Origin of the sequence: Janthinobacterium sp. SUN211 (genome assembly GCF_030587315.1) — a bacterium.
In the GTDB taxonomy this organism is placed as follows: domain Bacteria; phylum Pseudomonadota; class Gammaproteobacteria; order Burkholderiales; family Burkholderiaceae_D; genus Janthinobacterium; species Janthinobacterium kumbetense.
The window spans coordinates 795743-808288 of record NZ_JAPWIC010000001.1; the positions used below are offsets into that span (position 1 = coordinate 795743).

General features: G+C 63.7%; 12 protein-coding genes. 9 read left to right on the forward strand and 3 right to left on the reverse strand.

Features of this window, described 5'->3' with window-relative positions:
- Positions 1 to 54: 54 nt before the first annotated feature.
- The 3 genes from O3301_RS03395 to mltG are packed head-to-tail and all read right to left on the reverse strand — an operon-like array spanning position 55 to position 2748.
- The gene (locus tag O3301_RS03395) at positions 55 to 1083 is read right to left on the reverse strand and encodes a DNA polymerase III subunit delta' (RefSeq protein WP_099667903.1); all 1029 of its coding nucleotides are present in this window, start codon (positions 1081 to 1083) and stop codon (positions 55 to 57) included.
- 15 nt (positions 1084 to 1098) lie between these two features.
- On the reverse strand, positions 1099 to 1740 hold the full coding sequence (tmk, locus tag O3301_RS03400) for a dTMP kinase (protein WP_251348633.1): 642 nt from the start codon (positions 1738 to 1740) through the stop codon (positions 1099 to 1101).
- Between the two features lie 21 nt (positions 1741 to 1761).
- Positions 1762 to 2748, reverse strand: a complete 987-nt coding sequence (mltG, locus tag O3301_RS03405) for an endolytic transglycosylase MltG (RefSeq protein WP_289904899.1) — start codon at positions 2746 to 2748, stop codon at positions 1762 to 1764.
- Positions 2749 to 2924: 176 nt separating this feature from the next.
- On the opposite strand from mltG, the gene O3301_RS03410 reads away from it, so the two are divergent.
- From O3301_RS03410 to O3301_RS03450, 9 genes are all read left to right on the forward strand, one after another.
- Positions 2925 to 4040, forward strand: a complete 1116-nt coding sequence (locus tag O3301_RS03410; RefSeq protein ID WP_305055547.1) for a folate-binding protein YgfZ — start codon at positions 2925 to 2927, stop codon at positions 4038 to 4040.
- Positions 4041 to 4047: 7 nt separating this feature from the next.
- Complete coding sequence (locus O3301_RS03415) at positions 4048 to 4338, forward strand: DUF4936 family protein (RefSeq protein WP_099667899.1); 291 nt, start codon at positions 4048 to 4050, stop codon at positions 4336 to 4338.
- On the forward strand, positions 4329 to 5066 hold the full coding sequence (locus tag O3301_RS03420) for an NRDE family protein (protein WP_070253757.1): 738 nt from the start codon (positions 4329 to 4331) through the stop codon (positions 5064 to 5066). The genes O3301_RS03415 and O3301_RS03420 overlap by 10 nt, the downstream gene beginning before the upstream one ends.
- Positions 5067 to 5275: 209 nt before the next feature.
- A complete protein-coding gene (locus O3301_RS03425; RefSeq protein ID WP_305055548.1) occupies positions 5276 to 6283 on the forward strand; it encodes a LacI family DNA-binding transcriptional regulator in 1008 nt (335 codons plus the stop codon).
- A 32-nt stretch (positions 6284 to 6315) separates the two neighbouring features.
- Positions 6316 to 7800, forward strand: coding sequence for a xylulokinase (gene xylB, locus O3301_RS03430; RefSeq protein WP_369812171.1), 1485 nt, complete (start codon positions 6316 to 6318; stop codon positions 7798 to 7800).
- A 2-nt stretch (positions 7801 to 7802) separates the two neighbouring features.
- Positions 7803 to 8753, forward strand: coding sequence for a transaldolase (gene tal / locus O3301_RS03435; protein WP_099667896.1), 951 nt, complete (start codon positions 7803 to 7805; stop codon positions 8751 to 8753).
- A gap of 63 nt (positions 8754 to 8816) precedes the next feature.
- Positions 8817 to 9752: an ABC transporter substrate-binding protein gene (locus O3301_RS03440; protein WP_077404737.1), complete on the forward strand. Its 936-nt coding sequence runs from the start codon at positions 8817 to 8819 to the stop codon at positions 9750 to 9752.
- A gap of 77 nt (positions 9753 to 9829) precedes the next feature.
- Positions 9830 to 11329 carry a sugar ABC transporter ATP-binding protein gene (locus O3301_RS03445; protein ID WP_305052049.1) on the forward strand — a complete coding sequence of 500 codons (1500 nt, stop codon included), beginning with the start codon at positions 9830 to 9832 and terminating at the stop codon, positions 11327 to 11329.
- A 160-nt stretch (positions 11330 to 11489) separates the two neighbouring features.
- Positions 11490 to 12500 carry a ribose ABC transporter permease gene (locus O3301_RS03450; protein ID WP_305055837.1) on the forward strand — a complete coding sequence of 337 codons (1011 nt, stop codon included), beginning with the start codon at positions 11490 to 11492 and terminating at the stop codon, positions 12498 to 12500.
- Positions 12501 to 12546 lie beyond the last annotated feature (46 nt).

Here is a 12546-nt window from a genome sequence, read left to right on the forward strand (position 1 = left end):
AACGCGCAAAAAAGCGCACAATCCGGATTAACTTGGCAACGCAAGTGTTTGATTTTATTGGCAACTGGATGCGTAGTCGAGCAGCATATCTTCCAGGAACAGCTTGGGCGACAGGGGATGCTCGGCAATCGCCCGGCGTTCGTTGGCAGCCTTGATGGCGGCCATCAAACGGCTCACGTTGATGCGTCCCGCCAACGCTTCCAGTTCGCGCCGGTGGCGCGGGTAGTAGCGGATGGTGCCGGACAGCTTGACTGAAAACACGTCGTACAGCCAGCGCTGCAAGGAAGCGACCAGCGGCGCCAGCGGAGACTTCTGTAATTTGTCCGCCGCCTTCAGGGCCGCTTCCACGCCAGGGTTCGCCAAGACTTGCAACAATTGTTCCGTCTCTTCGCGGCCACCCGATTCGGACTGGGCCAGTGCAGCCAGCGGCGCGCCGCCCTGCTCGCGCAGCCAGCTGTCCGCATCGTTCAAGCCTTGTTGCTTGAGCCACGTCAAGGCTTGCTCATGGCTGGGCATCGGCAAGGCAAATTTCCTGCAGCGCGACAATATCGTCGGCAGCAGGCGGTCCAGGCTGTTCGATGCCAGCAAGAACAGGGTGCCCGGCGGCGGCTCTTCCAGCGTCTTCAGCAAGGCATTCGAGGCGGGCGTGTTCAGCGCCTCGGCCGGGTACAGCACCACCACGCGCAAGCCCTGGCGGTGCGTGGAAATGTTCATGAAGTCAGCCAGGTTGCGGATCTGCTCGATCTTGATGTCTTTCGACGGCGTCTTGGTCTTGGCGCTTTTCTTCGCGCCTTCGCCCTCTTCGCCATCGTCCGCCACGTCGTCTTCCAGCGCTTCCGGACGGACCCGGCGGTAATCGGGATGGTTGCCCTGGCTAAACCAGCCGCACGAGGCGCAGGCGCCACAGGCATGGCCGTCGGCGCGCACGTCTTCGCACAGCAATGCCTGCGCGAAATGCTCGATGAAGTCGGCCTTGCCGATGCCCTGCGCGCCATGGAACAGGATGGCGTGCGGCATGCGCGGGCGCAGGGCTTGCAATTGCTGCCAGGCGTCCTGTTGCCACGGATAGAGAGAAGTCGTCATTTTATTCTTTGCAAATCAACACGTTGCGATGCTTTTCTCAAGTAACACGTCAAGCAGCTGCGCCAGTTGTACTTGAATATCGGCAATGCTTTGCGTGGAATCGATGATGCGGAAACGCTGCGGGAACTGGGCCGCGCGGCGCAGATACTCGTTGCGCGTGGCGGCGAAGAAGTCGGCCTGCTCCTGCTCGAACTTGTCGAGCGCACGCGTGGCGTCCAGGCGGGCACGGGCGACGGCCAGCGGCACGTCGAACAGGAACGTCAGGTCCGGCTGCAGGTGCGGGTGCACCCACGCTTCCAGTTGCTCCATCTTGCGCAAATCCATGCCGCGCCCGCCGCCCTGGTAGGCAAAGCTGGCATCGCTGAAGCGGTCGGAAATGACCCATTCGCCGCGCTCCAGCGCAGGGGCGATGACTTGCGCGATGTGTTCGCGGCGGCTGGCGAACATCAGCAAGGCTTCCGTTTCCAGGTGCATCTTTTCATGCAGCAGCAATTCGCGCAGCTTTTCGCCCAGGCTGGTACCGCCCGGTTCGCGCGACGAGACGAGGGTCACGCCCCGCTGCTGCAGGTAGTCGGTGACAAAGCCGATATGCGTCGACTTGCCCGCGCCATCGATGCCTTCGAAGGTGATGAAACGGGGTTGATAGTGTGGTGTCATGAAGCTTCTAGTTTGAAATAATTAACGCTGGTATTGATTCACGGCGCGGTTATGGTCGGGCAAGTTGGCCGAGAACTGGCTGGTGCCGTCGCCGCGCGCGACGAAATACAGCGCCTGCGTGCGGGCCGGCGCCAGCGCCGCCGTCAGCGATTGCGCGCCAGCCAGGGCGATCGGCGTGGGCGGCAAGCCGCCGCGCGTATAGGTATTGTACGGGGTGTCCGCTTCCAGGTCGCGTTTGCGGATCTTGCCCTGGTAGTTGTCGCCCATGCCATAGATCACGGTCGGGTCCGTCTGCAGCAGCATGCCTGTTTTCAGGCGGTTGACGAACACGCCGGCGATCATGGCGCGCTCGGACTTTTGTCCCGTTTCCTTTTCCACGATGGAGGCCATGATCAGCGCCTCGTACGGGTTTTTATACGGCAAGGCCGGATCGCGCTTGTCCCACGCTTCGGACAGGCGGCCGATCATGGCCGCGTGCGCCTGCCTGAAAATCTGCATTTCGCTGGCGCCCTTGGCGAACAGATACGTGTCCGGGAAGAACAAGCCTTCCGGCAACACATATTCCGGGCTGATCTTCGCCATCAGTTCCTTGTCGGACAGGCCCGCGGTATCGTGCTTGAGACCGGCATGGTTGGCCATGGCCATACGCATCTGCTTGAAAGTCCAGCCTTCGATGATGGTCAGCGACTCTTGCGCGAACTCGCCGCGCGCCAGTTGCGTGATCAAACGCTGCGGTGTGGTGCCCGGTTTCAATTCGTAGGAACCGGCCTTGATCTTCGACGTCTTGCCTTCGATGCGCGCCAGCATGTTGAACAGGATGGGCACGATGGGCACGCCCGCGTCCGCGATCTGCTGGCCGGCCGCATGCGCGCCGCTGCCCGGGCTGATCGTAAACGGAATCGCGTCACCGTCCGTGGTGATGGGCTGCTGCGCCCAGTACACAAAAGTACCACCGACGCCGATGGCGGCGATGACCGAGCTGACTACAAGTTTTTTAAAGAAAGCCATTGTTCCGATTCTTGTGATGCGGGCGCTGATGGCCAACGTCCGCTTGTTATGATCGTTCATTTGTGAAGCAAGTGCGCGCAAAGCGGCGCCAACACTGGCAATCTTGCCGCTGCCGACGCAATCTGCCCGACATCACTATAATGAACCCGTAATGATAATGCTTAATCGCTGATCTAATGGAAATTATGAATAACTGGAATCAATTTTTAACCGCACAAGGCGCCCGCCCCGTTGCCACCGATGGCGCGCCTGACAGCACCGCCCCCATCGCCGCCACCCCTATCGCCGACTTCGGCCAGTCCCTGACAGTGTCCCAACTGCAAGAAGGTTTTGTCGCGGCCATCACGGACCAGGGCTTGATCGGCTTGAACGGCGACGAGGCAGCCAGTTTCCTGCACGGCCAGCTGACCAACGACGTGGAACACCTGAGCCCGGAGCAAGTGCGCCTGGCCGGCTACTGCACGCCGAAAGGCCGGATGCTGGCCAGTTTCCTGATGTGGCGCAACGCCACCACCATTTATCTGCAATTGCCGCGCGCCATACAGCCAGCCATCCAGAAGCGGCTGCAGATGTTCGTGCTGCGCGCCAAGGCCAAGCTGCACGATGCCTCCGGCGACGAAGCGAACCAGGTCGTCCTGGGCCTGGGCGGCAAGCACGCCAACGCGGCCCTGTCCGCCTGGTTCCCCGTCCTGCCCGCCACGCCGTTCAGCAAGGTCGAACACGCGTCCGGCACCCTGCTGCGCGTGGCCGACGCTTTCGGCAGCCCCCGTTATGAATGGCTGACGTCGGCCGCCACGGCGCGCGACGCGTGGACGCCATTGACGGCACAGCTGGCCAAGGGCGGCAATGACGCCTGGCAATTGTCGGACATCCACGCGGGCATCCCGCAGATCACGGCCGCCACGCAAGAGCAATTCGTGCCGCAAATGGTCAATTTCGAGCTGTTGGGCGGCGTCAATTTCAAGAAAGGCTGCTACCCGGGCCAGGAAATCGTCGCGCGCAGCCAGTATCTGGGCAAGCTCAAGCGCCGCACCACCCTCGTCAGCATCGCTGACGCAGGCGTCGCCGCCGGTGGCGAACTGTTTGCCGTCAGCGACCCCGAGCAGCCTTGCGGCATGGTCGTCAACGCGGCGCCCAACGGCGACGGCGGCATCGACGCCCTCGTCGAAATGAAGCTGGGGGCGATTGAAGAAGGTTCAAGCGCCGCCGGCGCCGTACGCTACGGCTCGGCCCAGGGCGCCGCCGTGCAGTTCCTGTCCATGCCTTACGTGCTCGACGCACTCGACTTGTGAGAATGCCATGAAAGATCTGTACGTTTACTATCAGGTAAAAGAAGAGCACGCCCAGGCGCTGGAAGCGCGGGTCCGCGCCCTGCAAGGCAAGCTGGCGGCCGCTTCCGGCGTGGCGCCGCAACTGAAGCGCCGTCCGGAAGCCAAGGACGGCTTGCAGACGTGGATGGAAATCTACCCCGTCGTCGGCGAAGGCTTTACGGAACTGCTGGCCAGCATGGCAGAGGAAGCGGGCTTGCTGTCCCTGACGGCTGGCGCGCGGCATACGGAAGTGTTCATGGATTTGCCCCCATGTGCCTGATCGTTTTTGCCTGGAAAGTCAATCCGCACATCCCGCTGATTGCCGCCGCCAACCGCGACGAATTCTATGAACGCGCCAGCGCCCCCGCCGGCGCCTGGCCCGAGCACCCGCAAGTGTATGCGGGCCGCGACCTGCAGGCGGGCGGCAGCTGGATGGGCATCACCCAGGCCGGCAGCGGCAGCTCCCGCTTTGCCGCCATCACGAATATCCGCAGCCCGCAAGACCGCAACCCGGACGCCCCCTCGCGCGGCGCCCTGGTGGCAGACTATCTGGCCGGCGACATGTCGCCACAGGACTACATCGCACAGATCCGTCCCGGCTGCACAGCCTACAACGGTTTCAACCTGGTGCTGGGCGACGCGGATACCCTGATCTGGTTTTCCAACCGGGGCGACGGCGATGCGCGCAATGGCCAGCCCTTGGAACCGGGCATCTACGGCCTGTCGAACGCCCTGCTCGACGCGCCGTGGCCGAAGGTGCTGAAAACCAAGGCCCAGTTCGCCAGCCTGCTGTGCCAGGGCGCGCCCGACGAAGCGTACTTCGACATGCTGGCCGACACCACGCGCGCGCCCGACTTCCGCTTGCCGGACACGGGCGTGCCGCTCGACCTCGAGCGCGTGCTGTCCGCCGTCTGCATCGAAACGCCGGGCTACGGCACGCGCACGTCCACCGTCGTGAAACTGTTCCCGGACTCTCCCGGCGAATTGCACGAGCTGGTGATTCAGTAATTGCAGCGGGGCCGGCACCGTCCGGCTCCGCCCTGTTTCCCTCATCCATTCCCTCCCGCGCGGCTTGCTTGCCTTGGCAAAATATCGTTCGCGCAAAAAAAGAAAGCGCTTGCGCAAGCGCTTTCTTTTGTTTACGATAGCTTCAATCGCGGCGACACAGCCGTACCCAATCGCAGTACACAATAATAAAAAAAACCTCAGGAGACACCATGGCCACCATGGAAGATGTAGCGCGGGCGGCGGACGTATCGCTGTCGACCGTCTCTCACGTAGTCAACGGCACCCGCAAGGTCAGCCCGAAAACCGTCGCCGCCGTCAACGCGGCCATGCAGCAGATCGGCTATGTGCCGAACATGCTGGCGCGCGCACTGGCCGGCTCCTCGTCGGGCACCATCGGCGTGGCCATTTCCGCCTTCACCAATCATTATTTCAGCGAAACCGTGCGCGCCATCGAAGCAGCTTGCACGCGCCATGGCTTGATGATGCTGTTTTCCGATACGCATGACGACCCCGAACAGGAGTTGAAGGTGGTGCAGAACTTGCACCAACGCCGCGTCGACGGCATCGTGCTGGCGCCGTCCGGCGATCCGCACAACCGCGCCCTCGACTATTTGACCAGCAACAAGATCGCTTCCGTGCTGGTCGACCGCATGTCGCCCCAGCCCTTCGACCAGGTGGGCGTGGAAAACACGCACGCCACGGCCGAGCTGGTCAGCCACCTGATCACGGTCCACGGCCACCGCCGCATCGGCTTCATCGCGGGCGCGCCCGGCCTGTCCACGACGGACGAGCGCGTCGACGGCTACCGCCTGGCCTTGCAGCGCGCCGATATCGCCTTTGATCCCGAGCTGCTGCGCTCGGGCGACTCCAACCTGGAGCGCAGCGGCGCGGCCACGCGCGAATTGCTGGCCCTGCCCGCCGCACAGCGTCCCACGGCCATCGTCGCCGGCAATAACCTGATGACCATCGGCACCATGCATGCCTTGCGCGACGCGCACATTGCGGTACCTCAAGACGTCGCGCTGGCCGGCTTCGATGATTTCGACTGGGCCGATTATTTCAGCCCCCGCCTGACCGTGATGGCGCAGCCGCTCGAAGAGCTGGGCGCCATGGCCGTCGACCTGTTGATCGACCGCATCGCCAATCCGGGCCGCGCCCAGCACGTGCAGCGCCTGTCGCCAACCTTGCGCGTACGCAACTCCTGCGGCTGCCCCTGACCTTTACATATAGACACACCATGCATCCAGCGATTTCCCTCGGTATCGACCTCGGTACCTCCGAACTGAAAACCGTGCTGATGGACAGCGCAGGCAGCGTGCGCGGCCAGGCGTCCGTGCGCATCGATACCAGCCGCCCGCAAGCAGGCTGGTCCGAACAAGCGCCGCAGGACTGGTGGGCCGCCTGCGTTCAGGCGCTGGCCCAGCTGCGCGCCGGCTGGCCGCAGGACTATGCCCGCATCGCCTGCATCGGCCTGTCGGGCCAGATGCACGGTGCCGTGCTGCTCGATGCCAACGATACCGTGATCCGTCCCGCCATCCTGTGGAACGATGCGCGCGCCGAGGCCGAAGCGGCTAGCCTAGCGCGCGACTATCCCGCGTATGCGGATGTGACGGGCAGCCTGCCCATGGCCGGCCTGACGGCACCGAAACTGCTGTGGCTGCAAACGCACGAGCCTGACGCCTTTGCCGCCATCGCCTGCCTGCTGTCGCCAAAGGACTATCTGCGCCTGCAATTGACGGGAATCAAACTCACGGACATGTCCGACGCGGCCGGCACCCTGTGGCTGGACGAGGCCCAACGCGCCTGGTTCGCGCCCATGGTCACGGCCTGCGGTTTGCGCCTGGATCAAATGCCGGCCCTGGCGGAAGGCGACGCCGCCACCGGTACCGTGCCGGACGCCGTCGCCGACCAGCTGGGCTTGCCCGCCAACGTGGTGGTGGCGGGCGGCGGCGGCGACAATCCTGTCTCGGCCGTGGGCATCGGCGCCGTCAACGGCGGCGACAGTTTTATCTCGCTGGGCACCAGCGCCGCCATCGTGTCCGTGACCGAAACGCCCCTGGGCAACCCGGCCGGCGGCGTGCACAGCTTTTGCCACGCCTTGCCCGGCCGCTGGTATGCGATGGGCGCGATCTTGTCCGGCGCCAGCTGTTTGCGCTGGGCCACCGGCGTGCTGGGCCAGCCGGACGAAGCGGCCCTGCTGGCGCTGGTGGAAGCGGGTTTGCCGCTCGACGCCACCATCGCCCCGTCCGCGCCCCTGTTCCTGCCGTATCTGTCGGGCGAGCGCACGCCGCATAACGACCCGCAAGTGCGCGGCGCCTTTTTGCAACTGGGCCACGACAGCACGCCGGCGCAGCTCGGCTATGCCGTGCTCGAAGGCGTGGCCTTTGCCTTGCGCGACGCCATGGCGGCCGTCACGTCGACGGGCGCCGTCATGCCCCACTGCATGCTGGTGGGCGGCGGCGCGCGCAGCCAGTACTGGGCGCAATTGCTGGCCAATGTGCTGGGACGCGAAATGCGCACCCTGCACAACAGCGAACTGTCGGCCAGCCTGGGCGCGGCCAAGCTGGGCTTTGCCGCCATCGGCCAGCGCCAGCTGCTGTCCACCGGCTTGCCCATCAAAAACACTTTCCTGCCCGATGCCGCGCACAGCGCAGCCTTGAGCATCCGCTACGGCCGCTACCGTAGCCTGTTTCCCGCCGTGCAAGCCTTGCACCAACTCAGTGATAAGGAATAGTAATGAATCAGCTGCAACAATTGAAGCAACACAGCACCGTCGTCGCCGACACGGGCGACTTCCTGCAACTGGCGCGCTTCGCGCCGCAGGACGCGACCACCAACCCGTCGCTGATCTTGAAGGCCGTGCTGCAGCCCGATTACGCGCCCTTGCTGGAAAGCACGGTCGCCGCGCATCAATCCGCCAGCCTGGACGATATCGTCGACCAGGTGCTGGTGCGCTTCGGCCTGGAAATTTTGAAGGTCGTGCCGGGCCGCGTGTCGACGGAAGTCGATGCCCGTTTGAGCTTTGACCGCGACGCCACCGTCGCCCGCGGTCGCCGCCTGATCGCCCTGTACGAGCAAGCCGGCGTGGCCCGCGAACGCGTGCTGATCAAGGTCGCCGCCACCTGGGAAGGCATCCAGGCCGCGCGCGAGCTGGAAAAAGACGGCATCTTTTGCAACCTGACCTTGCTGTTCGCATTTTGCCAGGCCGTCGCCTGCGCCGATGCGAACGTGCGCCTGATTTCGCCGTTCGTGGGCCGCATCTACGACTGGCACAAGAAGTCGCAAGGTGCGGCATGGGACGAAGCGGCGCGCAGCCTGTCCAACGATCCGGGCGTGCAATCGGTCACGCGCATCTTCAATTACTACAAGCAACACGGCATCGCCACCCAGGTGATGGGCGCCAGCTTCCGCAACGTGGGCCAGATCACGGCCCTGTCCGGCTGCGACTTGCTGACCATCAGCCCGGATTTGCTGGCCAAGCTCGAAGCGGCGGATGCGCCATTCGAGCGCGCGCTGGGCGGCGACCTGGGCGCGCCGCAGCCGGCCGTCACCTACGACGAAGCGGCTTTCCGCTATGCCTTGAACGACGACGCGATGGCGACCGAAAAACTGGCCGAAGGCATCCGCGGCTTCGCCGTCGATGCGGGCAAGCTGGACGCCATGATCGAGAAATTGCGCACTCGCTAAGTTTTTACCCAGTTTTTACCGTAGCACCGTTTGTTTTTACAATAAAAACCCTTGGAGATCCTCATGAAAAAAGTCATTACCGCCTCCCTGCTGCTGTCCGCCGCCTGCGGCGCCTTCGCCGCCGACAAACCGCTGAAATCCATCGGCGTGAGCGTGGGCGACCTGGCCAACCCGTTTTTTGTCGCCATCGGCCGCGGCGCGGAAGAAAGCGCGAAAAAACTGGGCGGCCCTGGCGTGAAAGTCACGACTGTTTCCAGCAAGTATGACCTGAACACCCAGGTGGACCAGATCGAGAACTTCATCGCCAACAAGACCGACATCATCATCCTGAACGCCGTCGATTCCAAGGGCATCGCGCCAGCCATCAAGAAAGCGCGCAATGCGGGCGTGGTCGTGATCGCCGTCGACGTGGGCGCCGTGGGCGCTTCGGCCACCGTGATGTCCGACAACACCATGGCGGGCGACGTGTCGTGCGCCTACCTGGCCAAGCAGATCGGCGGCAAGGGCAATGTGGTGATCCTGAACGGCCCGCCCGTGACGTCCGTGATCGACCGCGTGAATGGCTGCAAGAAGACCCTGGCCGCGTTCAAGGATATCAAGATCCTGTCCGACAACCAGAATGCGGGCGGCAGCCGCGACGGCGGCATGACCGTGATGTCGAACCTGCTGACGGCCCATCCGAAGATCGACGGCGTGTTCGCCATCAACGACCCGACGGGCATCGGCGCGGAACTGGCGATCAAGCAATCGAAGCGCACGGACGTGAAACTGATCACGGCCGTCGACGGCGCGCCCGATGGCCAGAACGCCCTGAAAAACAAGGCCGGCCTGTTTGCCGCCACCTCGGCGCAAAACCCGTACCGCATGGCCACGGACGCCGTGCAGATGGGCTACGACATCATGAACGGCCGCACGCCGAAACAGACCATGGTGCTGTTGCCGACCCCGGCCATCACCAAGGAAAACGTCGCCACCTACACGGGCTGGGTAAAGAACTGATCTGCCTGACCTGAACCACGCGGCGCCGCCGGCCAGTTACCAGGCGGCGCCAGTTTCACCAGCAAGGAAGGACAGTCATGAGCGACGATATTATTTTTGAAATGCGCGGCATCGAGAAGCGCTTTGGCGCCACGCGCGCGCTGCGCGGCGTGCACCTGACGGTGCGCAGCGGCGAAATCCATGCCGTGATGGGCGAAAACGGCGCCGGCAAGAGCACCCTGATGAAGATTCTGTCGGGCGTGTACACGCCGGACGCGGGCGAAATCATTCTCGACGGCAAGCCGATCCGCATCCGCAACCCCGGCGAGGCCCGCGCGCTGGGCATCAACCTGATCTACCAGGAATTGAGCGTGGCCAAGAACATGACGGTGGCGCAGAACGTCTTCATGGGCAGCGAACCGCAAGGACCGTTCTGGACCGTCAAGGGCGGCGAAATGCGCGCGCGCACGAACGCCATCCTGGCCGACCTCGGCTCCCGCTTCGACGCGGACACCATGGTGTCCACCCTGTCGATCGCCGAGCAGCAGCAGGTGGAAATCGCCCGCGCCCTCGTGCACGAAAGCCGCATCCTGATCATGGACGAGCCCACTGCCGCCCTGTCCGACCGGGAAACAGAACAATTGTTCCGCATCATCGAAGAACAGCGCGACAAGGGCCTGGCCGTGCTGTACATCAGCCACCGCATGGCCGAGGTGGAACGCCTGGCGCGCCGCATCACCGTGCTGCGCGACGGCGCCTATGTGGGCGAGCTGGGCAAGGATGAGCTGGATCAAAAGAAAGTCGTGCAAATGATGGTGGGCCGCCCCGCCGACGACTTTTATGCGCACCAGCGGCGCACCACGCGGGGCGCCGAGCGCTTGCGCGTGGAAAACGTGGGCGGCGGCAAGGTCAAGCCCGCCTCGTTCGCCCTGCATGCGGGCGAAGTCACGGGCCTGGCAGGCCTCGTCGGCGCGGGACGCACGGAACTGGCGCGCCTGATCTTTGGCGCCGACAAGAAACAAACGGGGCAAGTGTGGCTCGACGGCCAGGAAGTGCATATCCAGCGCCCGCTGGCGGCCATCCGCCACGGCATCGGCTACCTGCCCGAGGACCGCAAGAGCCTGGGGCTGTTCATGCAATTGTCGGCCATGGAAAACATGTCGATGAATATCCTGTCCAAGCATGCGACGGCGGGCGTCGTCAACCGTGGCGCCCTGACGCAGCTCACGCGCGAGGCGATCAGCAACCTGAACGTCAAGGTGTCGGGGCCGGACGGCATCGTCGGCGGATTGTCTGGCGGCAACCAGCAGAAAGTCTTGCTGGCGCGCTGGCTGGCCATCGCGCCGAAAGTGCTGATCCTCGACGAACCGACGCGGGGCGTGGACGTGGGCGCGAAGAGCGAAATCTACAAGATCATCCACCAGCTGGCCGATGCGGGCACGGCCGTGCTGTGCATTTCCAGCGAACTGGCCGAGCTGGTCGGCATCTGCGACCGCGTGATGGTGATGTGCGAAGGACGCCTGACGGGCGAAGTGACGGGCGACGACATTACGCAGGAAAACATCCTCGCCTATGCCACCCAGCTGGAAGCGGCATAAAAACACCTGTCAAAACCTACTGCGCGTCGCGGGTTGCGGTTTCCGATGCTCACTGTGCATTCGCACAGTTCCGCGTCTCAACCACACCCCACATCCGCTCGCTACGGTTTTGTCAGGCGTTTTAAGAATACGTCTTAAATAATCATTCAGGAGACTCATGATGACAACTAGCACCACCCGCGGCGCCGCGCGCGCCGGCGAACCCTTCAATGCCTCGAACCTGATGCGCCGCCTGGGCATGCTGCCCGTGCTGGTGGTGCTCTACCTGGCCATGTATGGCTTGACCGTGTATTTCTCGGCCGACGGCACGTCCACGTTCATGACCAGCAATAACACCATGAACATCTTCCGCCAGGTGTCGATCAACATCGTGCTGGCGTCCGGCATGACCTTCGTCATTTTGACCAGCGGCATCGACCTGTCCGTCGGCTCCGTGCTGGCCGTCTCGGCCGTGGCAGGCATGCTGATGTCGCTGTCGGCCCAGTTCGCCGGCTTCTCGATTCCCGCCTTCCTCATCGTCGGCCTGCTGCTGGGCGCACTCAATGGTGTGCTGGTGGCCCTCGTCGGCCTGAACCCCTTCGTCGTGACCCTCGGCACCATGACGGCCCTGCGCGGCGCCGCCTACCTGCTGGCGGACGGCACCAGCGTGCTGAACACGGAAATCCCCAGCTTCGAATGGATGGGCAACGGCAGCTTCCTGGCCGTGCCCTGGCTGATCTGGCTGGCGGCGGCCGTTGTCGTACTGACGTGGTTCATCTTGCGCAAGACCACCCTGGGCCTGCATATCTATGCCGTCGGCGGCAATATCCAAGCAGCCCGTTTGACGGGGATCAAGGTCGGTCTCGTCTTGATGTTTGTCTACACGATCAGCGGCCTGTTCTCGGGCCTGGGCGGCGCCATGTCGGCCAGCCGCCTGTATGCGGCCAACGGCAACTGGGGTACCGGTTATGAACTCGATGCCATCGCGGCCGTCGTGCTGGGCGGCACCAGCCTGATGGGCGGCGTGGGTTCCGTCTGGGGCACAGTCATCGGCGCGCTGATCATCGGCGTGATGAACAATGGCTTGACGATCCTGGGCCTGTCGTCGTTCTGGCAGTATGTGGCGAAAGGTGTCGTGATCGTGCTGGCCGTGATTCTGGACAAATGGCGCCAGAGCCACGCGCAAAATTAAGCGTAGCCGCGCGGCGTCCGTATTCGCGGACGTCGTGCGAACCACG